Annotated in this window: 24 protein-coding genes; 3 read left to right on the plus strand and 21 right to left on the minus strand. The window is 58.6% G+C overall.

Features of this window, described 5'->3' with window-relative positions; translation table 11 throughout:
* Positions 1-72: 72 nt before the first annotated feature.
* The gene (locus B7E11_RS02740; protein ID WP_080832095.1) at positions 73-465 is read right to left on the minus strand and encodes a hypothetical protein; all 393 of its coding nucleotides are present in this window, start codon (positions 463-465) and stop codon (positions 73-75) included.
* Positions 466-767: 302 nt separating this feature from the next.
* Here B7E11_RS02740 and B7E11_RS02745 point away from each other — a divergent pair, with 302 nt between their 5' ends.
* Positions 768-1,559, plus strand: a complete 792-nt coding sequence (locus B7E11_RS02745) for an exodeoxyribonuclease III (protein WP_080832096.1) — start codon at positions 768-770, stop codon at positions 1,557-1,559.
* Positions 1,560-1,566: 7 nt separating this feature from the next.
* Here B7E11_RS02745 and gdhA read toward each other — a convergent pair whose 3' ends face one another.
* The 7 genes from gdhA to B7E11_RS02780 all read right to left on the minus strand — a co-directional run bounded on the left by gdhA (position 1,567) and on the right by B7E11_RS02780 (position 8,345).
* Positions 1,567-2,943, minus strand: coding sequence for an NADP-specific glutamate dehydrogenase (gdhA, locus tag B7E11_RS02750; RefSeq protein ID WP_080832097.1), 1,377 nt, complete (start codon positions 2,941-2,943; stop codon positions 1,567-1,569).
* A 46-nt stretch (positions 2,944-2,989) separates the two neighbouring features.
* A complete protein-coding gene (locus tag B7E11_RS02755) occupies positions 2,990-3,973 on the minus strand; it encodes a diaminopimelate dehydrogenase (protein ID WP_080832098.1) in 984 nt (327 codons plus the stop codon).
* Between the two features lie 188 nt (positions 3,974-4,161).
* Positions 4,162-5,427 (minus strand): EAL domain-containing protein, encoded by a 1,266-nt coding sequence (locus B7E11_RS02760; RefSeq protein ID WP_080832099.1) that lies wholly within the window; start codon positions 5,425-5,427, stop codon positions 4,162-4,164.
* A gap of 132 nt (positions 5,428-5,559) precedes the next feature.
* Positions 5,560-6,042, minus strand: a complete 483-nt coding sequence (locus tag B7E11_RS02765; protein WP_080832100.1) for a DUF4188 domain-containing protein — start codon at positions 6,040-6,042, stop codon at positions 5,560-5,562.
* A gap of 16 nt (positions 6,043-6,058) precedes the next feature.
* Positions 6,059-6,694 (minus strand): TetR/AcrR family transcriptional regulator, encoded by a 636-nt coding sequence (locus B7E11_RS02770; protein WP_080832101.1) that lies wholly within the window; start codon positions 6,692-6,694, stop codon positions 6,059-6,061.
* A gap of 208 nt (positions 6,695-6,902) precedes the next feature.
* A complete protein-coding gene (locus B7E11_RS02775; RefSeq protein WP_080832102.1) occupies positions 6,903-7,670 on the minus strand; it encodes a MerR family transcriptional regulator in 768 nt (255 codons plus the stop codon).
* Positions 7,671-7,757: 87 nt separating this feature from the next.
* Positions 7,758-8,345: a TetR/AcrR family transcriptional regulator gene (locus B7E11_RS02780; protein WP_240353585.1), complete on the minus strand. Its 588-nt coding sequence runs from the start codon at positions 8,343-8,345 to the stop codon at positions 7,758-7,760.
* Between the two features lie 281 nt (positions 8,346-8,626).
* Between B7E11_RS02780 and B7E11_RS02785 the strand changes: the two genes are divergently transcribed.
* On the plus strand, positions 8,627-9,391 hold the full coding sequence (locus B7E11_RS02785) for an SDR family NAD(P)-dependent oxidoreductase (RefSeq protein ID WP_080832104.1): 765 nt from the start codon (positions 8,627-8,629) through the stop codon (positions 9,389-9,391).
* A gap of 187 nt (positions 9,392-9,578) precedes the next feature.
* Here the strand turns inward: B7E11_RS02785 and B7E11_RS02790 are convergent, their stop codons facing one another.
* Positions 9,579-9,716, minus strand: a complete 138-nt coding sequence (locus B7E11_RS02790) for a DUF3658 domain-containing protein (RefSeq protein ID WP_080832105.1) — start codon at positions 9,714-9,716, stop codon at positions 9,579-9,581.
* A 130-nt stretch (positions 9,717-9,846) separates the two neighbouring features.
* Here B7E11_RS02790 and B7E11_RS02795 point away from each other — a divergent pair, with 130 nt between their 5' ends.
* Entirely contained in the window at positions 9,847-10,215 is a 369-nt protein-coding gene (locus tag B7E11_RS02795; RefSeq protein ID WP_080832106.1) for a hypothetical protein, read from the plus strand.
* Positions 10,216-10,319: 104 nt separating this feature from the next.
* Here the strand turns inward: B7E11_RS02795 and B7E11_RS02800 are convergent, their stop codons facing one another.
* The 12 genes from B7E11_RS02800 to B7E11_RS02855 form a co-directional block, all read right to left on the minus strand.
* Entirely contained in the window at positions 10,320-10,598 is a 279-nt protein-coding gene (locus B7E11_RS02800; protein WP_080832107.1) for a DUF2277 domain-containing protein, read from the minus strand.
* Positions 10,599-10,631: 33 nt separating this feature from the next.
* Positions 10,632-11,108, minus strand: coding sequence for an SRPBCC family protein (locus B7E11_RS02805; RefSeq protein WP_080832108.1), 477 nt, complete (start codon positions 11,106-11,108; stop codon positions 10,632-10,634).
* Positions 11,109-11,112: 4 nt separating this feature from the next.
* Positions 11,113-11,436, minus strand: coding sequence for an ArsR/SmtB family transcription factor (locus B7E11_RS02810; RefSeq protein ID WP_080832109.1), 324 nt, complete (start codon positions 11,434-11,436; stop codon positions 11,113-11,115).
* A 162-nt stretch (positions 11,437-11,598) separates the two neighbouring features.
* Positions 11,599-13,026, minus strand: a complete 1,428-nt coding sequence (locus tag B7E11_RS02815; protein WP_281256470.1) for an NAD-dependent malic enzyme — start codon at positions 13,024-13,026, stop codon at positions 11,599-11,601.
* A 100-nt stretch (positions 13,027-13,126) separates the two neighbouring features.
* On the minus strand, positions 13,127-14,404 hold the full coding sequence (locus B7E11_RS02820; RefSeq protein ID WP_080832110.1) for a TRAP transporter large permease: 1,278 nt from the start codon (positions 14,402-14,404) through the stop codon (positions 13,127-13,129).
* The gene (locus tag B7E11_RS02825) at positions 14,401-14,919 is read right to left on the minus strand and encodes a TRAP transporter small permease (RefSeq protein WP_080832111.1); all 519 of its coding nucleotides are present in this window, start codon (positions 14,917-14,919) and stop codon (positions 14,401-14,403) included. Before B7E11_RS02825 ends, B7E11_RS02820 begins: the two co-directional genes overlap by 4 nt.
* Before the next feature lie 39 nt (positions 14,920-14,958).
* On the minus strand, positions 14,959-16,050 hold the full coding sequence (locus B7E11_RS02830) for a TRAP transporter substrate-binding protein (protein WP_080832112.1): 1,092 nt from the start codon (positions 16,048-16,050) through the stop codon (positions 14,959-14,961).
* A 24-nt stretch (positions 16,051-16,074) separates the two neighbouring features.
* Positions 16,075-17,223, minus strand: a complete 1,149-nt coding sequence (locus B7E11_RS02835; RefSeq protein ID WP_080832113.1) for an iron-containing alcohol dehydrogenase family protein — start codon at positions 17,221-17,223, stop codon at positions 16,075-16,077.
* 23 nt (positions 17,224-17,246) lie between these two features.
* On the minus strand, positions 17,247-18,695 hold the full coding sequence (locus tag B7E11_RS02840) for an aldehyde dehydrogenase family protein (RefSeq protein WP_080832114.1): 1,449 nt from the start codon (positions 18,693-18,695) through the stop codon (positions 17,247-17,249).
* 28 nt (positions 18,696-18,723) lie between these two features.
* Positions 18,724-19,395: a DUF2848 family protein gene (locus tag B7E11_RS02845; RefSeq protein ID WP_080832115.1), complete on the minus strand. Its 672-nt coding sequence runs from the start codon at positions 19,393-19,395 to the stop codon at positions 18,724-18,726.
* Between the two features lie 44 nt (positions 19,396-19,439).
* Positions 19,440-20,210 (minus strand): carbon-nitrogen family hydrolase, encoded by a 771-nt coding sequence (locus B7E11_RS02850; RefSeq protein ID WP_080832116.1) that lies wholly within the window; start codon positions 20,208-20,210, stop codon positions 19,440-19,442.
* A 15-nt stretch (positions 20,211-20,225) separates the two neighbouring features.
* Positions 20,226-22,121: a 4-hydroxyphenylacetate 3-hydroxylase N-terminal domain-containing protein gene (locus B7E11_RS02855; protein ID WP_245809601.1), complete on the minus strand. Its 1,896-nt coding sequence runs from the start codon at positions 22,119-22,121 to the stop codon at positions 20,226-20,228.
* Positions 22,122-22,135 lie beyond the last annotated feature (14 nt).

Genomic DNA, 22,135 nt, shown 5'->3' on the forward strand with positions numbered 1-22,135 from the left:
CAATCTATTTTTTCGCTCGCGATAATGAAAAAAGCGGCCGGGAGGACCGGGCCGCTTCCTTATCGCGGGTTTTTACCAAACGATCTCGAGATCGTACAAGGCGTTATGGCTTCCGCCCGGATACGTGACGGAAACGAACAGCTGCACGGGGATGTTCTCGCTCGGGTCTGAATTCGTAAAGGTGAACGTCGTATTCCCGCCGGATACCGTTCGGGACGCCAGCACATAGTTGCCATTGCCGTCGTCGGCATACAGATACGGGAAGTAATCTCCGGCAAGCGTGATCGTCACCGTATTTCCCGTAACGTCTGCGGGACCGTTGATGAACGAGCTCGAGTGCGCATGATATTCGCCTTCGTAGTAGAATACATATTCCTGGCTGGCCGCGGAGACCGGGAACGCCAGAACGAGCGCCAGAAGCGCCATCAACATCAAAGACAAGGGTTTTTTCATCGCTTTTGCCATCATCAAACACTCCTCGATTTTTGGATTTGTACGCTTGATTGCTATTCGACCTATCCGACAAAGCCTGTCTTTACCAGATGCACGACTGCGTTCAAGCCTGTGTCCCTATTTGAAGCATTCCTCCCGTCGACGATGGAATCTCGCCGATTTAAATAATAATGATAATCATTATCATTTACTCCGGCAGGTTGATTCTATCCTCTTCTAGAACATTTTGTCAACCGCTTGCGGCAAAAAATTTTGTATACTTACATAGGACATCCCGATAGCAATCAACGATAGAAAGCAAGGAGAGCCGTCGAATGAAGCTTGTATCCTGGAACGTGAACGGGCTCAGGGCCTGCGTCAACAAAGGCTTTTACGATTATTTCAAAGCGGCGGATGCGGATATTTTCTGCATTCAGGAGACGAAGCTGCAAGCGGGGCAAATCCGGTTGGAAATCGGCGAAGACTATGCGCAGTATTGGAACTATGCCGAGAAAAAAGGCTACTCCGGCACCGCCGTCTTTACGAGAATGCGGCCGCTGAGCGTGCGTTACGGGCTGGAGGAGGATTCGGAGCCCGAGGGGCGGGTCCTGACGCTGGAGTTCGAAGGCTTTTATCTCGTCAACGTGTATACGCCGAATGCGAGACGGGACCTTTCCAGGCTTCCGCTCAGGCTGGAGTGGGAGGATCGCTTCTTGCGTTATCTTCAAGTTTTGGACGCCGAAAAACCGGTTGTCGTCTGCGGAGATCTCAACGTCGCCCATTGCGAAATCGATTTGAAAAACGCGCGATCCAACCGCGGAAACTCCGGTTTTACGGATGAGGAGAGGGAAAAGATGACGCTGCTGCTGAAAGGCGGATTCGTCGACACGTTTCGTCATTTCTATCCCGATCGGACGGACGCCTACACCTGGTGGTCGAATATGCCGAAGGTAAGGGAACGGAACGTCGGCTGGCGCATCGACTATTTTTTGGCTTCGGAACGGCTCCGTCCCGGGCTCGTCGATGCCGGCATCGACGCCCACGTGCTGGGCAGCGATCATTGTCCGGTCTATTTGATTATGGAAAAGGCCGGTTCCCTTCCGGAGAAGGAAGCCGGCCCCGTATAAACGGAGTTCAGACGACGCCTTGCGCGATCGCGGCGTCCGCCACTTTGACGAACCCGGCGATGTTGGCGCCGACGACCAGATTGCCGGAATAGCCGTAACGTTCGGCCGCGTCGACGCATCTGCCGTATATATTCCGCATGATCTCGTGAAGCTTGGCGTCCACTTCCTCGAACGTCCAGGCCAAACGCATGCTGTTTTGGGCCATTTCCAGGGCGGAGACGGCCACGCCTCCGGCATTGGCCGCCTTCGCCGGCCCGAACAGGACGTCCTCGCGTTGGAACGCCCCGATTGCCTCCAGGTTGCAAGGCATGTTGGCGCCTTCGCCGATTGCCTTGACTCCGTTTTCGATCAGCAGCAAAGCGGCCTGCTCGTCGATTTCGTTCTGCGTCGCGCAAGGCAGCGCGATGTCGCTCGGAACGGACCAGATGCCCGAGCAACCCTCGGTATAAACCGCTTGCGGGCGAGCGAGCGTATACTCCTTGATGCGCTTGCGCTCCACTTCCTTCAGCTGCTTGATCGTCTCCAGATCCAGTCCGTCCGGATCGTAAATATAGCCGTCTGAATCGCTGCAGGCGACGACTTTGGCGCCCAGTTGCTGCGCTTTTTCGATCGCGTAAATCGAAACGTTGCCCGATCCGGACACGACTACGGTGCTGTCCCGGAAGCTTAAGCCCCGGGAGGCCAGCATCTCCTGCACGAAATAGACGCAGCCGTAACCGGTCGCTTCCTTCCGCGCCAGGCTGCCCCCGTAGCCGATGCCTTTGCCCGTAAGCACCCCGGCTTCGTTGCCGCCGCGAATCCGCTTGTACTGGCCGAACATAAATCCGATTTCCCGGGCCCCTACGCCGATATCGCCGGCCGGCACGTCGGTGTCGGGTCCGATGTACTTGTACAGCTCCGTCATAAAGCTTTGGGTAAACCGCATGACCTCGCCGTCGGATTTGCCTTTCGGATCGAAGTCGGATCCGCCTTTCCCGCCGCCGATCGGCTGGCCGGTCAAGCTGTTTTTGAAAATTTGCTCGAAGCCGAGGAACTTGACGATGCTCGCGTTGACGGACGGATGGAACCGGATTCCTCCCTTGTAGGGACCGAGCACGCTGTTAAACTGAACGCGAAATCCGCGGTTGACCCGAACGTTCCCTTCGTCGTCGACCCAAGGCACGCGAAACGTAACGACGCGGTCGGGTTCCGCGATCCGTTCCAAAATGTTATGTTCGATATATTCCGGGTGAACGGCGAAAACGGGAACGAGCGAATCGAAAATTTCTTTGACCGCCTGGTGGAATTCGGCCTCGTGAGGGTTCCGACGGACGACATTTTCATAGACCGATTGCACGTAGCTTTCGGCAGACGTTTGCGCTTGCGCGGAAGTTAACGTTGTCACTAGAATGCGGCGCTCCTTTGTTTTTCCTGAATGTGAATCGAAACCGTTACAGCAGTTCCCGGCGCAATTGCTCGGGCGACTTGGGCGACAGCAAGCCGAGCGGCAAGTCGAAAATCGTTCTGGCTCCGACCGCCCCTTGCTCGCCGAGCCTGAAGCCCGCCCGCGCGCACGCGACCAGCACGCTGGCCGTGAATTCCGGGTTGCTTCCGAGCGTCAGGCCGAACTCGATCCGTTGTTTCGTGCCGCTTCCGGTCGTGCCGCTGCGGATGACGAAGCCTCCATGCGGCATGCCGCCATGCTCGGCTTTCAGCTCCTCTTCGGAAACGAACGTCACGGTCGTATCGTAGTCCGCGAAATAGTTCGGCATCGTCACGATCGCTTCGCGAATGCGCTCCTTGTCCGCGCCGTCTTCCGCTACGACGTAGCAATGGCGCGAATGCTTTTCCCGCGTTTGCAAATCGGGGGTCTCGCCGGAGCGGATGCGCTCGATCGCTTCCGGGACCGGCACCGTATACTGAACGCCGGCTTTCACGCCGGGGATGCGCCGAATCGCGTCGGAATGTCCCTGGCTGACGCCTTTGCCCCAGAACGTGTATTCCTTTCCTTCCGGGAGAATCGCTTCGGCCAGCAGCCGGTTCAGCGAAAACAGCCCCGGATCCCAGCCCGTCGAAATAATGCTCAGCTTGCCGCCCTGTCGAGCCGCGGCGTCTACCGTCTCGAAAAATTCCGGAATTTTCGCGTGCGTGTCGAAACTGTCGACGGTATGGAACCAGCGGGCGATATGCGGCGTTTGCTCCGGCAAATCGGTAGCGGATCCGCCGCATAAAATCATGACGTCGATGTTCCCTATATAAGACTCGATCGCCGAGAAAGCCTCGAAGCGGACGTTCTCCCCCGCTTGCAGCCCGGCAGGCTCTCTCCTCGTAAACACGGCCGCGAGTTCCATGTCCGGATTTTGTCCGATCGCCTGGCGCACGCCCTTGCCCAGGTTCCCGTATCCTACGATGCCGATTTTGATCGTCTTGCCCATGAATGGCCTCCCCAAGTCAGTGCCTGACTTTCTTTGTTGTTAGATTCTTATAAAAACTAAACAAATAATAAATCATTTTGTTGTTAAAATCTAATAAATTCATCAAAAAGTATATGGATAAACGACAAAAAAACCGGAATTCCCCTAAAAGAGGAATCCCGGTTTGTTCGCGCGAACGCCCTGGGCGGTCAAATCGTACGGTCTACGATATCCAAAAACAAGACGAGCTCCCGGCCGATCGGCAGCGATACGGTGCGAATCCAGGCATGGGTATCCAAATCCGCGTACTTGGTCGAAATCTTCGATTCCGTCCGCGGTTCCGCATGCGACAAATGCGGAATAAAGTACGGCCTCCAGCTCCAATCCGAGCCGCGGAAGTCCTTTTCGATCCGCCAGGTTCCTTCCGGGCTCCGCGAATGATTGGAGGAAAGCTGGATGCCGTTGTCCCGGCACAAGTAAACGCGGAGACAATCTTCGTCGAGATCCGGAAGCCAGCGGGAAATCGCCTCGTCATACCGTTCGGACGCTTCGTTCGAAAGCGCTCCGTCTCTCCGCACCTCCTCCGTCTCTTCGAGGCGTTCCCGGGTTCCGGTTTCGGCAATGGACATAAAGAGCCGCTTCCCTTTTTGCAGCCAAATTCGTTCGGAGGCTTGCAGCTTTCGCTTGTGCTCTTCCAGCTCCTCTCCGATCACTTGGGCAAAATCGTCTTTCGGACGAAACTCCGCTTCCGCCGGAGCGAACAAATACCCCTGGGCATAACGGGCCCCGATCTGGATGGCCCGCTGCAAATCCTGCCGCGTCTCCACGCCTTCGACCAGAAGCGAAGCTCCGATCTGTTCCGCCAGCGTCGAAAAAGACCGCAGCACGCCCAAATAACCTTGGTGGCTGGCGCTTTTTTTCATCATGTGGATGTCGACCTTCAACAGGTTCGGCTGAATTTGCGCGATCCGGTCGTAGCTGCTGAATCCGGAGCCGACATCGTCGATGGCGATTCGGCAGCCCTGCGCCCGGTATTCGTCGATCACCTCGTTCAGCTCGGTCATCGACCCCCGAAATTCTTCTTCCGTAATTTCAATGCACACTTTCGAAGGGGAAATACCGTATTTCTCGAGCAGCTGGAGCGTATGCAATTCGCCGGAGGAATGATAGTGCCGATAAATCCACGAGGGTTTCAAATTCAAAAACAAAAACGGGGGCTCGGCGGTTTCCCCAAGCTTCGCGATCGCCTGTTCCCGCAGCAACCGGTCGACCCGAACCTGGTCTTCGACCGGTACGCGTTCATCCGAGAAAAAGGGCCCGAGACTGCGGACGCCATCCCCCGTTCTCTCCCTTCCCAGCACTTCGTATCCGAAAATCCGCCGCGTATCGAGCGCTACGATAGGCTGGTAATACGCCGCGATTCGATCCTCGGGAGGAATGGCGGGCATCTCTTCATGGCTTCTATAAGCGTTCATCGTATCCTCCTTGCGGATGTCAGAAAACTTCACGTCCACGTTCTTATCTAGATTTTATAGGAAGATTGGAGGGATGAATAGCCTATATTTTCAAAAATAACGCCATGAATCGACAATCTTCTGGTTATTTCTTCACGGCCCGTCGGTACGCTCCAGCCTTCCGCTCGCGGTTTCCCGCCTTCCGGTCGCGGGCTCGTGGCTCCCCGCCTTGGCGAGTCCGAAAACGGGCATATTGCTGTACAGGCATTCGTACTGGCCTTCGGGGATCAAATACGTTTCATGGTAGATCCCGACGACGCCGCTCGCACCGACCTTCCGGTTGAAATCCCGCCACGCCTTCAGATGGTTCGGAGCCTCGCGAGCGTACTTCTCCAAATGCTCGAACGATTTCCAGTATTGGACGAGGGTCAGCCCTCTCCACGACAGATGAAAAGTGCTGCTTAAAAAGCCAAGCTCGGGGTGGGCGTACAATTCCCGCAGCATCGGGTTCATCGCCGCGAACACCGGCCACCATTTAGGAATCGCCCACAGTTTGTTGACCCGCATACCGATCATGAACACGGCAAATGAACCTTCCATCCGGGCGGTATAACGCCCCGGAACGACTTTGCTCACGGTACATTCTCCTCGTCTACGCGTTTTCGATCCATCGAAGATGGATTTCGTATATGGTCTCGAAATCGTCCTCGCCATACGCCTGCGCCGTCAGAAAGGCGCCGTAAAACACGGTGAACAGCACCTTTACCGCCGTGTCCGGCGTCGTATTCCGGTTGAGCCGCCCTTCCTCCCGGGCTTCTTCCATGCACCGGTAAAACAAACGATGCATATGGGGCGTCCGGGCGCCGATTTCCTCATATTCGGGAAACAGCAGACAGATTTCCGCCGCGCTCATCTCCGGCATGCAGGGGTGCATTTTCGTCTCCGCCAAAAAGGAAACCAGGCTCGCCATGATGCTTGGCCGTTCCCGCGACACTTCGGCCGCCTTTCGAAACAAATGCCGAACGGCCTCGAATCCGCGCATCCCGTTCGTCTCGATTTCCGCGATCCGCTCGGTCAGCCAAACGCGCATAAAATAAACGAGCAGATCCTCCTTCCGTTGATAAAATTTGAAAAACGTAACCCGCGACACTTCGGCCAGCCGACAGATGTCTTCCAGCATCACTTCCCGGAGCGAAGCTTTCTGCGCGATCAGCGTCAAGCAGGCTTCATACAGCGCGATCTTGTTGCGCGCTTTTTTGATTTCCCGCAGCGGAATGTCAGACTTCATCGTTATCCTCAACTTTCAGTTAACTTATATAAATAAATTAACATAAGTAAATAATTTAATCAAGGTGCAGGAGCGAACGGAATCCGCGGAGGACCCATGCAAAAAAAGCCCCGCGACGGACGACGTCCGCTCGCAAGGCTCCATGCTTTTCATCTGCTTTCCATTATGCTTTGCATTCCGCTTTTGCCAGGGTCGCCCGCTTCCGCGCTCAGGGCTTTCCGATCCCCGTATAAACGAGGATCGCATCCCGCAAAAACTCGGCCGTGCCCGGCTGTTTTTCGTCATAGTACGCTTTGAACCGCTCGTCGTCCACGTACATTTGCGCGACTCCGGCATGCGCCTCCTTGCTGTACCCGCTCCAGTAATAGGTCAGCCACCGCTTGTGCAAGTCGGCCGCCTTCTGTGCGAGCTCCCCGGCCGGATCGCCCGTTCGAAACGCTTCCGCGAGGGTCGTTTGCACCTCGGCCGCCAGGCGGGTCACCTCTTCGTGTTGCTCCGGCGTCATGTTCATCAGCTTTTGATTGGATTGATCCACCGTTTCGTCTCCGTACTTGGCGCGGACTTCGGCTCCGTACTTTTGTTCGTTATCCTCGATCATTCGGCGTTTGAATCCTTCGAATTTTTCCTTGTCGCTCATGGTCATTCTCCCTTCGGACAAAGCAATCGTTTTTTCCACGTTCGCGATCAACGCGTCCAACTGCTTTCGCTTGTCGAGCAGGTGCTTGCGATGTTGTTGCAGCGCTTGCGCCGGGTCAAAAGCGGGATCCGTCACGATTTGCTTGATGCGGTCCAGGCCGAACCCGAGTTCCCGGTAAAAAAGAATTTGCTGCAGCCTGTCGACCTGGGCCTGACCGTAAATCCGGTATCCCGACGAATTGATCCTTGCCGGCTTAAGGATGCCGATTGCGTCGTAATACCGCAGCGTTCGAGTACTGACTCCCGCGAGTTGCCCCAGCTTCTGCACCGTATATTCCATGCCTTCACCTCCCGACAACCTAACCGTACACGTTGACGCAGCGTCAAGGTCAATACCCGATTTTTTCGCCGAAAAAATGCTGCGCCATTACCGTTTGAATTGGATGAAGGCGATGCGCCCGTTCACGAGCGAATGCAGCTGTTCCGCCATAAAGCGCGCCGAATATTTGAACCGGGTTTCCGCCCAATGCATGATGACGCCGACCGTTGCCGACATTTGATAGCTTAGCAGGATTTCGTAATCGACGGACGCCGCGCCCGGTTCCATTTCGATATGCATATCCCTTCGCATCGATTCCCGCAGGGCGTCGTTCAGCTCGAGCGCCAGCTTGCGGTCGACGGACAGCAGCGCCGTAAATTCGTCTTTATGCTTTTCGATATGTTCGAATAACAGCAAAATCGAAGGATAAATGTCCGCCGCCGCAACCCGCTCCATTCCTTTGTACGGCTCAAGCAGCGACTCCCCGGTCCGGCGCAAAAATTCGCCGTGGATTTCGCTTAGCAGCTCTTCCTTCCCGGCGTAATGATTGTAAAAGGTTCCGCGGTTGTAATCCGCCCTGTCCGCGATATCGATAATCGTCACGGCATCGTAGCCTTTTTCCAGAATGAGCGCAACGAGCGCCTCTTTTAACGCTTGCCGGGTTTTGCGGATTCGCCGATCCAAATGCTCATCCATCGCCAACAGCCCGCCTCCTCGCGCGACAATTCGCCCGCTTGCCTCCCGGCCGCATAAGTTCGTTCCGCCAGGCGCATTCTAGGCAAGTCCATGGCCCCATGTTCAATTTCTCTCTTTAACTTAACACAGGAAATCCTTTTTGTTGAATACGTGACATTTCTGTGACGGGTTGATGATTGTCCGAACGCCCGAAACGGAGTTACCCTTAGGAAGAAGCTCGGCGCTCGGAACGGCGTCGGATTTCCCGTTTTTCAATCCATAACGAAGGAAGCGAACATACAATGAGCCAAACGCAAAAAACAGCGGTCATTACGGGCGCGGCCGGAGGCATCGGCAAGGAGCTGGCCCGCCGTTTCGCGGAGCGCGGCGTCAATCTCGTCCTCGTCGACTTGAACGAGGATGCGGTGAAAAAAACGATAGGGGAGCTCGACCTGAACGATTCCAATTCCCTGGCGGTAGCCGCCGACGTTTCCAAGGAAGAGGACGTGCAAAACTACGTAAGCAAAGCGTTGGAGAAGTTCGGAACGATCGACTATTTCGCCAACAACGCCGGAATCGAAGGCCCTTCCGGTTTGATCGAGGAGCAAAGCGTCAAAGCGCTCGACCTGGTTTACAACGTGAACGTGCGCGGCGTTTTCCTCGGCCTCCAGCACGTCATTCCCGTCATGAAAAAACAAAAGTCGGGCGCGATTTTGAACACCTCTTCGCTTGCCGGCTTGATGGGCGCTCCCGGGATGTCCCCTTATATCATGTCCAAGCACGCGGTCATCGGCCTTACCCGGGTCGCCGCCAACGAACTCGCGCCGCTCGGCATTCGCGTCAACGCGGTGCTTCCGGGCACGATCAATACGCGCATGATGCGCCAAATCGAGCAAAACTTCGGCGACGCCGATGCGTTCAAAAAAGCGAACGAAGCGGCTACGCCGATGGGGCGGTACGGCGAGCCTCACGAGGTGGCGGCGGTCATGAACTTCCTGCTGTCCGACGAAGCCTCCTTCGTCACCGGGTCTTTGTACACGGTCGACGGCGGCATGATCAATCAATAAGGCGGCGGGCGACCGCCTCGACCTGCCGCAAGATGCGCTTGGAGGGTTGAGTTGGGCAGCCACGGCTTATATGCAACCGCGGAGAGCCGAGCCGGTGCGCGATCGCGCACCGGCTCGGCCTTTGCTTTTATTGCGTATAAGGCGTTTCTCCCCGCGTTATTCCGCTAAAGGCAATTGCCACGCGGCGCTATGCGTCGCTCTTCAACCGGACGCTGTAATATCGCATCGCCCGCGGGACTCCCTTGATTTCGAGAACGCCGCGATAAACCAATTCCCGGAGCCGGTACTCGAAGTACCCGTCCCCGATGCACTGCTCGCTATTCAACCATTTGGTTAAATAAAATCAAAATGAAAAGACCGATCCCGCCCCCCGGACGAATACCGGATAGCGGGCCGGTCTATACTACGTGGCATCAAGGACCGGTCGGCCGATCGGATTTGGAGGAACCCTTACGATGTCGGAGAAGACGATACTGGCCTATTTTCATACGCCCGATCAAGCCAAGCAGGCTTTGGAAAAGCTAAAGGCGCTGCGCCTAGGCGAATATGCGATCGAACGGTTCGACGGCTATGCCGGCAACGGAGCCGAGCACTCGGATGCCGCGAGGAATGCGATTTCCGGACAATCCGCCGGGCTCCCAAAGATGACGCCCGGCGAGGGATTCGACACCCTCGGCGCCAAGCCGGACGCCGGAGTCGGCGGCGTCAGCTACGGAAGGCCGGATAACCGGACCGCCGGGCGCGATATTTTGCTGGCGGCGACCGTGGACGAGGCCGACTACGAGCATGCGATGCAAATCGTGCAGTCGGAGGGGGCGTTGTAGCGGCGGAGCGATGCCGCGGCGGAGATGGGTGCCGCGATTCCCCGACGCTCGACCATCGGACCTCGGGCCGTCTTCCTGCCGACCCGTTGAAACCGCGGGCGATGTCAGCGCTCGGCCGTGCCGAATCGTTTGGCGGATCGGGCGCGGGCGCGCTCCGCTTCGACCTCCCGATTTTTCGGCTCCGCCTGCGTGACCAGAGCGTCCAACAGTCGCTGGCTGGCGAAAGCAATCTCCTCCACCGCCCGATGAAACGCCTCTTCGTTCGCCTTGGACGGCGCCGTAAAACCCGTCACCTTCCGGACGTATTGAAGCGCGGCGGCCCGGACCTCCTCTTCGGTCGCGGGCGGGTCGAAATTGAACAGCGTACGAATATTTCGGCACATGCGCGTTCCTCCTCCCGTTCGGAAACCCGGCCTTCAGCCCAGCTCCGCAAAAAGTTTGGCGTATTGCTCGTACTTGATTTCCCATGCGCTTTTTCTGGACTCGATCGTCCTGCCGGCGAGCACCGCTTCGATGACGTCCAGGCAGACGTCCCAACCCGCGATATCCTTCGGCGTATGGTCCGTCAGCTTCGCGATCGTCTCGATCAGGACGAGGCGGCAGCCGTCCGGCTCCGGATAGAGTTCGAACCGGACGCGGTCCTCGCCCCACGTATATTCGAGCACGGATTCCGCCTTCAGCTCGAGAATTTCCATTTCCTCGAACGTGCCGTCCTGCATGTCGAACTTGATAACCCCGCCCTCCCGCAAATCGTCGACGCTGAGCTCGGAAAACCATTTGGCCAGCTTCTCGTTCTCGGTCAGCATCGCCCACACCTTGGCGACGGGGTGCTTCAAACGGCGCTCGTAGCGGGCGGTGTACCCGTTCGCGTTTTTTTGAATGACGGCCAGCATTCGTCTATTCCTCCCTTTCGGCTTCTTCGTCCAATCGCTTTTCCAGCGCGTCCAGCTTGTCCGACCAGAACCGGCGATAGGGCTCCAGCCAGTTGTCCATCTCCGCCAGCGGTTCCGCCCTCAAGCTGTACAGATGCCGCTGGGCGTCTTTGCGCACGGAAACGAGTCCCGCTTCCCGCAAAATGCGCAAATGCTTCGATACGCCGGGTTGGCTGATCGACGAGGCCGCTACCAGTTCCCCGACCGTACGTTCCCGAATGCGCAAACAATCGAGAATCGCCCTCCGGTTCGGCTCGGCCAGCACTTCAAATAGCTTGTCGTTTTTCATGTCATTATATTACCATTCAGGTATATTGCTGTAAAGTTATATATTAGGGTAAAAAAGAGGAACGCCGCTGCTCTGGGCAAAGTTCGGCGCTCCAAACAGGCGACAAACGGCGTTCTGCAAGCTCCGAATATCGTTCGCAAGCTCCGGCAGTCCCGCTTCGAATTACTTCCGAAACTCCGGCGGAATCCGCCTCGCCGTTCCCGAATCGATGGCCGCCTGGACGACGGCGTCCCGGATCGCCTTGACGACTTTGTCGTTGAAAATGGACGGAATGATATATTGCTCGTTCAGCTCCGCATCCGTCACGGCCGAGGCGATCGCCCGCGACGTCGCCAGCTTCATCTCCTCGTTGATGTCCGAAGCCCGGCAATCGAGCGCCCCCCGGAAAATGCCGGGAAAGCACAGCACGTTGTTGATCTGGTTCGGATAATCGCTTCGCCCCGTCGCGATGACCCGGGCATGGCCCGCGATCAGCTCCGGCTCGATTTCCGGCTTCGGATTCGCCATGGCGAACACGATCGCGTCCGCGGCCATTCCCTTCACGTCGTCGACCGTGACGGAGTTCGGCCCGGATACGCCGACGAAGACGTCGGCGCCGGCCAACGCGTCGGTTACGGTGCCGCCGATCCCCTCCGCGTTCGTATGCTGCGCCACCCAGTTCCACATCGGGTTGTCGTAAACCTGCCGCCGGTTCAGCACGCCGCAGCGGTCGACCGCGACGATGCGCGAGGCACCCGCGGCCAGCAGCATTTTGATGATCGACACGCCGGCGGCCCCGATGCCCTGCACCGCGATGCGCACGTCCTTCATCTCCTTGCCGACGAGCCGCAGCGCGTTGAACAGGCCGGCCAGCACGACGACGGCCGTCCCGTGCTGATCGTCGTGGAAAACGGGAATGTCGAGTTCCCGCTTCAGCCGCTCCTCGATCTCGAAGCAGCGCGGAGAGCTGATGTCCTCCAGGTTGATGCCTCCGAAGGCCGGAGCAATGTGCTTGATCGTCCGGATAATCTCCTCGGTATCCTTCGTATCCAGGCAAATCGGCACGGCGTCGACGCCGGCCAGCTGCTTGAACAGCATCGCCTTGCCTTCCATGACCGGCATCGCGGCCGCGGGCCCGATATCGCCGAGCCCCAGCACGGCCGTGCCGTCGGAGACGACCGCGACGAAATTGCGCTTCATCGTCAGCGTGAACGCTTTGCCCGGGCTTTCGTGAATCGCGGTGCACACCTTCGCCACGCCGGGCGTATACACCTTCGACAGATCGTCGCGGTTGCGCACGGGCATTTTCGGCTGCATTTCGATTTTCCCGCCCAAATGCAGCAGAAACGTCGGATCCGACACATGGATCAGCTCGATCCCGTTTACCGACTTCAAACTCTCGATCATGGCGGGAAAACGAGGCTCCGCGATCGCGACCGTAATGTCGCGAACGGTGGACGTCTTGTCCGCGCGAATGACGTCGATGGCGACGATATCGCCGCCGAATTCCCCGATCAGCGATGCCAGCATGCCGAACGAAATAATGGCGTGATCCATCCCGATTCGCAGGATCATGCGATGCGACGGGGTTCCCGTTAATGTGGCGGGCATGTTGTTCCCTCCTAGGATCGTGTCCGTTCCAAAACTCCTTAAGGCTCCGTCGGGCGGACTCCGGAGAGTCCGCCCGACAAAAAGCTCATATGACGATAGTTCAGTTTCCGAGGAACAGCTTCGGAAGCGCCAATGACGTCCAATCCATGTACGTAATCATCAGCAATATCACATAGGAAAAGACTAATAGTCCCATTACGTTTCGGGCCAGCGTTTCGACCTTGATGCCCGAGTTCGCCGCCGTGACGAAAAGCACCGAGCCGACCGGCGGGGAGATGAGGCCCAGTGTCAGGTTGATGTTCATGATGACGCCCAGGTGCACCGGATCGACCCCGAAGCTGACGGCGGCCGGCAGCAGGATCGGCGTCAAAATGATGAGCGCCGGGAGCCCTTCGAAAACGGTGCCGATGACCAGAAGCAGGACGTTCAGAAGCAAAAGAAACGTGAATTCGTTGTTTGCGACCGTCAGGAACACATCCGTAATGGCCTGCGGGATCATCTCGAAGTTCAGCATCCATCCGAACAGGTCCGACGTCGCCAGCAAAAAGGTCACCGAAGCGGACGTGATCGCCGTCCGCAATATAATTCCCGGAACGTGCCCCCACTTTAATTCCTTATAAAAAAGACTGCCGACAATGAGCGCGATGAACACCGACACCGCCGCCGATTCGGTCGCGGTAAAGATGCCGCTCGTGACGCCGATCAGAATGACGAGCGGGATGCAGAGAGCCGGCAGAACGTACAGGGCGCTTTGCCACACTTGTTTCATGCTTGCCCGCTCGGACTTCGGGTACCCGCGCTTTTTGGCGACAAAGAAAATATAGGCGCCGAACGCCAGGGCAAACAGGATGCCCGGGATAATCCCCGCCAGGAACAGGCTGGAGATCGACGCGCCCGCCGTAACGCCGTAAACGATGAACGGCATGCTCGGCGGAATGAGCGGGCCGATGATCGAGGCCGAGGCGGTAAGCGACGCGCTGAAGCCGCGCGGATAGCCTTCCTTCTCCATGACCGGAACCATCGTTTTGCTCATGACCGCCGATTGCGCCGTGGCCGAGCCGATGATCGAGGCCAGAAACACGTTGCCCGCCACGTTGACGTAGGCGAGTCCGCCGCGGAAATGGCCGAGCAGCACTTTGGCAAACTGGATGAGCCGCTCGGTAATGCCCCCGCGATTCATGAGTTCGCCAAGCAGGACGAACATCGGAATGGCCACGAGCGAGAAATTTTGCAGCCCGTTGAACAGTTTGGAAGGCGCGGACAGAAGCAGCGCCATGTTGCCTTCCGTCATCATATATACGATCGTCGTGATTCCGAGAACGAAGGAGATCGGAACGCCCACAAGCAGCAAGACGATAAAAGCGATCAGCGCGATCATGCGGGGGTTCCCTCCTTCGAACCGGACGGCCGCAGCTTGTTGACGATGGATTCGATCGTGAAAATCGCCATGCAAACCATCGAAATCGGAAGCGCGAGATAAATGATCCACAGCTTGACCGAAAGCGTCGGCGAGATTTGCTGAAGCACGCTCGGGCTGGCAATCCACTTATAAGAGTAGTAGAACATAATGACGACAAAAAACAAAACGCAAAGCTCGATCAAAATATCCGCTATCTTTCTTAGGAGCGGCGGAAGCTTTTCGAGTAAAATGGTTACGGCCGCCATCTCTTTTCTTCGCACCGCCAAGGCGCTGCCGATAAACGTCAGCCAGCAGAACAAATACAACGATACGTCGTCCGCCCAGAAAATCGGGCGGCCGAGCACGTATCGGAACAGGACGGCTACAATCATGTTGATAGTCAAGGAGGCTCCCAGAACGATGCCGAGCCAAACCAAAACTTTGTCTAAGAACTCGATGAGGACAGCGAAGGGGTTCCGTTTGGATCCGTTCATGAAGACGACCTCCGTTGACTAGACTGAATTTCCTTGCGGTTACCCTTGCGCTTTAATCGCTTGCGCCTTCTCGACGAATTTGGCGATTTTATCCGATTGCGCCGTCCATTTGTCGTAAACGGATTGCACGACGGCATCGAATTCCGAAGGGTCCTTCAATTGATGAATCGTGATCCCGTAATCGGCGGCGCCGGTTTCGTTCAGCTTCGCTTCGGTTTCTTCGTTGAATTTGACGTTGTTCTCCATGGCGACCGTGACGGCTTCCTGTACAAGCTGCTTTTCTTCTTCGGAAAATCCGTTCCAGCGGTCCTTGTTGACAAGAATCGCGGCCGCCCAATACATGTGTTTGCTCGGCGTCATATGCTTCGCGATTTCCGTCAGGTTTTCCGTAATCAGGCTTTGGGTGTCGATATCGACGCCGTCGATGACGCCGGTTTGCAGCGACATGTACACTTCCGTCAGCGGCATCGGCGTCGGGCTGACTTTCAGTCCGTTCATAAAGTCGAGAATCGTCGGGCTCGGCGTCGTGCGAAGCTTCATGTTCGCCAGATCGGCGGCGGTCTCGATCGGCTTCGTGGCCAGAAGATAACGGAAGCCGGCGGACGCGTACCCGAGGCCGACGACGTTTTCGCTCGTCAGCGAATCGAACAGCGCCATCGATTCGTCGGACGTCCACAGCTCATAGGCTTGCTGATGGCTATCGACGAGGAACGGCATCAGCCAGGCGCCGAAGTCGGGGGACGAGTTGCTCAATTGCGCCGTCGTGATCACGGCGAAGTCCAGCGCGCCCGTGTTGAGCTGCTGCATCATATCCGCCTCGTTGCCGAGCTGGCCTCCCGGGAATTGCTGGAACGAGACGCGGCCGCCGGTTTTTTCGTTCAAATAGGTGTCCATGTCGACGCCGACGTTGCTGTACGCATTTCCTTCTTTGGTGATGTTGGCGAATTTGAACGTGACCGGATCGGCGAAAGCGCCGGACGTCTCGCCGCTCGCGGACGCCGCGGGGGAGGAGCTGCCGGAAGAAGCCGCCGGGGATTCCGACGCGTTGGACCCGCTATTTCCGCCGCCGCAAGCCGCCAGCAATGCCGCAATCAGAGTCATGACCATCCCGAGCTTTACTTTCTTTTTCATTTACCATCACTCTCTCTCCACATTTTATTGATACAATCCTTCCAGCAGGTCCGACACTTCCCGGACGGTGGGCTGGATCGGATTATATTGCAGCATTCGGCTTTTGAACGTGTCGCGCGCGATATCCGGAAGTTGCTCCCGTTTGACGCCGACCTGGTTCAGGCGGGTCGGAAGCCCGATCTCCGCCGCGAGCTCGGTCAGGAACGGACCCAGCCTGCGGATTCGCTCCTCGTCCGAGCCCCCTTCGATTCCCAGAAGGCTCGCGATTTTCGCTGCGCGCTCCGGGCTCGCCTTCGCGTTGAAGGCGACGACGGTCGGCAGCAGCAGTCCGATGGCGACGCCGTGCGAGACGTGGCACTTGCCCGACAACGCGCTGCTGATGGCGTGAGTCATGCCTAGATGGGCGATGTTGAACGCCATGCCGGCCAACAGGCTGCCGTGCGACATCGAGGTGCGGGCCGCGCGGCCGCCCGTCTCGCAGGCCGGTTTCAGGGACGAAGCGATCAGGCGGATCGCTTCCGCCGCCAGCCCGTCCGATGCGGGGACGGCCCGGGTGCTGAACATCGCCTCCACCGCATGGGCCAGCGAATCGATGCCGGAGGCCGAAGTGATCGGCCGCGGGCACGTCATCGTAAGCTCCGGGTCGACAAACGAGACGTCCGGCGACATCCGGGAGCTGGTCACCGTAATTTTGACCTCGTTCTCCACGTCCGTGTAAACGCCGAACATCGTCACTTCGCTGCCCGTCCCGGCCGTGGTCGGGATGGCCGCCAGCGGAATGCCGCCGGTGCCTTTGACGAGTCCGACGCCGTTGTAATCGGAAATCGAGCCGCCGCCCGCCGCGACGACGCGGATGCCCTTGGCCGCGTCGATCGGGCTGCCGCCGCCGATCGCGACGATGCTGTCGCATTCGCCTTCGAGGAAAGCGGCCGCGGCCCGGTTCACCGTCTGCACGCTCGGGTCCGGTTCGATGTCGGAGTAGATCGTGACCGATTCGATGCCGGATGCCTTCAGCGCCTGCACCGCGCCGTCGGTCAAGCCCGCGTCGAGCACGCCCCGGTCGGTGACCAGCATCAATCTGCGGGCGCCGAACGAGCGCATGACCTGCCCGACTTCCCGCGCTTTTTGGCTGCCAAATCGGATTTGCGTCGGCATGTGAAATTCAAACTCCATCTTATGCGCTCCTCACGAGGCGCCTAGAATTCGCCTTCGAAATGAATGTGCTTCGTTTCGCAGTATTCGTTCAGCCCGTCTACGCCGCGGGTTCGGCCGAGTCCGCTTTGCTTGTAGCCGCCGAATTCCGCTTCGGGGAAATTTTTGTTGTACGTATTGATCCAAACCGTGCCGGCCTCGATCCGTTTGGCGAACCGGACCGCGCGGTTGAAGTCGGTCGTCCAGACGCCCGCCGACAAGCCGAAATCGCTGTCGTTGGCAAGCCGCAGCGCTTCGTCGTCCGTTCGGAACGTCTGCACCGCCAGCACCGGGCCGAAAATTTCCTCTTTGACGATCCGGCAGTCCGCGGCCAGGTCGGCAATGATCGTCGGCGCGTAAAAGTTGCCGTTGTCGTAGCCTTCGCCCGTCAGCCGATAGCCCCCGGTCACGATCCGGCCTTGCTGCCGGCCGATCTCCACGAATTCCTCCACCAGCTTGACCTGGCTCGCGGAGACGAGCGGCCCCATGTCCACCGTTTCGGACAGGCCGTTGCCGACGACGAGGCTTTCCGCGTACCGCTTCAGCGCCGCTACCGCCTTGTCCGCGATCGACTCGTGCACGATCAGCCGCGAGCCCGCCATGCAGATTTGCCCCGCCGAGATGAAAATCGACTTGCCGATCACCGGAATCGCCTTGTCGAAGTCGGCATCGTCGAACAGAATGTTCGGCGATTTGCCGCCCAGCTCCAGCGCCGCTTTTTTGATATTGACCGCGGACATCTCGAGGATGCGCTTGCCGGTCGAGGTATCGCCCGTCAGGCTGATCATGCCGAGCTTGGCGCTGCGGCCCATCGCTTCTCCGACTTCCGCCCCGGGTCCGGTGACGATGCTGACGATGCCTTTCGGGAAAAAATCGATCTCGTCGATAAACTTGATCAGCTCGATCGAGCAGATCGACGTCAGGCTCGCCGGCTTGACGACGACCGCGTTGCCGGCCGCCAGCGCCGGGGCCAGCTCCCGAATGAGCAGGAGCGCCGGCCAGTTCCACGGCGTAATCAGCCCGACGACGCCGATCGGTTCCTTGACGATGATGCCGAAGTTCGTCGGCTCCAGCTGGATCGAACGGCCGAACACCGAGCGCGACGCGCCCGCGAAATATTTCAGCGTATCGATGCAGCCGGCGATTTCGGTGCGGGCTTCGCGGATCGTCTTGCCCTGCTCGACCGTAATCCACTTGGCCAGCGCCTCTTTGTTTTCCTCGATTTTGAGGGCGAGCGCCAGCAGCGCTTCGTATCTCCGCTTCGGGTTCGTGCCCCAATCGCTGGCGCGGAACGCCGCCTCGGCCGCGTCGATCGCCCGCAGCGCGTCTTCCCTCGTCGACTTTTGCACATAGCCGACCAGTTCGCCCGTCGCCGGGTTGTACGATTCCATCGTCGCGGCGGCGCTTGTCCATTCTCCGCCGATATAGTTGCTGTAGACCGGGCAATCCTTCATGTTCGAAACAAGCCCCTTTCGAGATTCGTTAATCGACTTCCGCGTCCTTGAGCGGCTCCGTCCCGTACGCCAGCGTAATTTTTCGGCCGGTCCCGGGATCGCTCAGCTCGGCCTTGAACGTTCCGCCGTACACGATCTCGGTTTCCAGCGGAAGCGTTCCGCAGTAAAGGCAGATGCCCGGCGAAAAATATCCCCGTTCCTTCACGATGTCCAGCAGCCGGTCCGGTTCCAGAAAAGCGGAGAGCTTGCCGGACTGATACAGCCGCGTCTCGCCGTCCTTGACGACCCAGCTCCTCATTTCGATCTCGTCCCAACGGTCCTTGAACGAATCGAGCGGCCACAGCTCCTCGGATACGGCCTTGGCGCACACTTGCTTCGACTTTTGCACCGAATTCGCCTCGAGCACGCGGTCCGTATGATCGCTGCCGAGACCGACATACCAGGTGCCGTCGATGTCGAGCAGCACGACCTCGGCTTCCCCGCTGCTGTCGTTGCCGACGACGCGGATTTGACCGGCGCTCGACAGCAGCTCCGGAGCGAGGTCGTACAGCATCGGCACCTGGCGGGGGGCCGGAACGCCGATCTCCTTCAGCTCTTCGATGTGCTTGCGCACCGTCTCCTGGTCTTTCCCCGTATATCCGGCGATGACGAGCCGCTTGGGACTCCACTCGATCTGTTCGGACCCGATTGCAAATTTCATCTAAGCTGCCTCCTTCTCGGGTTCTATGAACCTTCTGCTTTCCATCAAAGCACTCTATGTTTCAGGGAAGGGAACGTATCGCGGATCCGGGATACGTCCCTCGGATCGATCTCGGTTTTGACGATCGTCTCGTGCTCGCCCGCCGACGCGACCGGGTTGCCCCACGGATCGACGACCCGGCTATGACCGCCGAGCAGGACGCCTTGCGTCGTGCCCGCGCAGTTGCACGAAATGAGGAAGCACTGATTTTCAAGCGCCCGGGCGCTGTTGAACAAGTTCCAGTGCGCGAGCCGCTGATGCGGCCATGCCGACGTCACGAGAAAGAGTTCCGCTCCCGCATCCACCTGCTGCCGGAACAGCTCGGGAAAGCGCAAGTCGTAGCAAGTCGAGAGCCCGATTTTGCCGAATTCCGTATCGTAAACGCCGATATCCGTTCCTCTCGTCAGCAGCTCGCCTTCTTTGGAGCCGTAACGGAACAGATGGATTTTGCGGTACGTTCCGACGAGCTCGCCCTTCCGGTCGAACAGGATGCTCGTGTTGTAAAAGTCGTCTCCGTTCTTCTCGACGAAGCTGCCGGCGAACAAATAGCTGTTCAGCTCGCGGGCGATGCCGGCAAAGCGGCGGACGAACGGTCCGTCCAGCGCTTCCGCCTCCTCCCGGTAACGGTCGAACGAGAAGTAGCCGGTCGCCCAGATTTCCGGGAGCAGGATCAGGTCGGAGCCCGCCGCCTGCCTGCATAACGATTCGGCGCGGGCGATGCGTTCGCCGTACGTTTCCGAATCCTTGATCTCCAGTTGAATGCTGGCCACCTTCATGACGCTGCCCCCTTCTTACGCCTCCGGCAAGGAATAGCTGCCGAGGAAGCGGTCGACGAGCCCGACGGCCTCGTCGTAGCCGTAGTTGCGGAACGCGTAGCCCTTCACCACGAACGGCGCTCCGTTGTAGAACATTTCGTACTGCTGGTGCCGGCCTCCGAACTCCGAGCCGATGATGTCCCATGCCAGCTTGAACAGCCGGATCCGCTCCTCCGACGGCGCCCCCGGCGACCGGATGTACCGGCGGATGTCGTCCCGCGTTTCCGGGGCGATCATCTCCTTGTACGACGACGGCACCTGCAGCACCCCTCCGCCGACCAGCTCCCGCAGGATCTTGATCACCGACGCGTACAGCGTGTCCTGCATCCCGACGACCGCGTACAAGTACCTCGCGTTCGGCCGCGCCACGCCGTTCTTGTCGATCACGCAGTCGTACTCCGACGCCTTCAGCATCCCTTCCACCTGCGCCGCCAGCGACGCCAGCTCTCCCAACCGCTCCTGCACCTGCGGGAACTTGTCGCTTCCGTTCATCATCGTCACTTTCCGCGCCACGCCGATCAGGAACTTCATTTTCGCCGTCAGCCGGATTTGCGCCTGGTTGTTTCCCATCACGTGCGCCGGCGTTCCGTGGAACTGCGCCCGCGTCGCTTCGATATCCCGGTACACGAAAACATGCTCCCACGGGATGAACACGTCGTCGAACACGACCAGCGCGTCGCTTTCGTCAAACTGCGTCGACAGCGGATAGTCGTACACGCTCGGCTTGTCCGCCGCGAAGCTCGGCCGCGCGTACAGCTTCAGCCCCGGCGCGTCCATCGGCAGCCCGAACGAAACCGCGTACTCCTCGTCCCCCGGACGCAGCGGCGTGATGCAGCTGCAGAACAGGTAGTTCGACACCGCCGCGCTCGTCCCCAGCATTTGCGACCCGCGCACGACGATGCCGTCCTCCCGCTCCTCGCACACCCCGACCGGCAAAAACTTCTCTTCCTGCTCGTGCGCCGCCTTGCTCCGGTCGATTTGCGGCGGAATGATCACGTAGGTCACGAACTGGTCGTTGTCCCGCGCATACGTATAAAACTTCTTGACGTTCTCGTACCGCTCCCCAAACACCTCCGGCGCGCTGACGAACCCGGCGAGAAATCCCGCCACGTGGTCCGGGCTCCGCCCGACGAAGCCGCACGTCGCTTCCGCCCATTTCATCAGCGACGCTCTCCGTTCCGCCAGATCCTCGCGGCTGCGCGGAATCATGAAGATTTTGTTCGCTTCCGTTCCGTCCTCCGTCGTATACGTCATTCCGTTCGCCGGGTCCGCCGCCATGTCGTACAGTCCCGCGAACGTGTTCACGATGCCCGCGAACGCCGGATGGGTCGTGACGTCCTTTACCTTTTCCCCGCCGATATAGATCGTCCGGCTGTCCCGCAGCGAGTCGACGTACTGCTTGCCGCTTCTGACCATGCGTTCACTCTCCTTGCCGTTCCAGCGTGTTCTTTGTGTTGCGTATACATTTATTGGCTCCGTTCCCCGGTCTCCGGCGAACTCCGGATGAAACATCACCCGTCCTCCGTGGAAAACCGCCTCCCGGACTTCTTCGATTTTCATTTCGATCCAGGCGGGCCTGGCCGATGCCGCGCCGACATTCGCCGCCTCGACCTTGGCTCGGCCCGCGGCGATCCGCATCGCGCCGTCGCAGATGAAGTGCAGCGACAAGCGAGGGGCCTCGCGCAGTCTCCCGACGAACTCCGACCGCGCATCCATCGCGAACCGGACGGTGTTCCCGTCGACCGCGTACACTCCGGACAGCGCCGTAGAGCAAACGGATCGGCTCGTTCGGTCAAGGACGTTCAGCATGACGATCGTCTCGCCCTGCAAAATTTTCACGGCTTCCGGCGGCAAAACGCCCGGTTCGGTCATCCCTGTCGCTCCCT

Origin of the sequence: Cohnella massiliensis (assembly GCF_900169535.1) — a bacterium.
Classification (GTDB): domain Bacteria; phylum Bacillota; class Bacilli; order Paenibacillales; family Paenibacillaceae; genus Cohnella; species Cohnella algarum.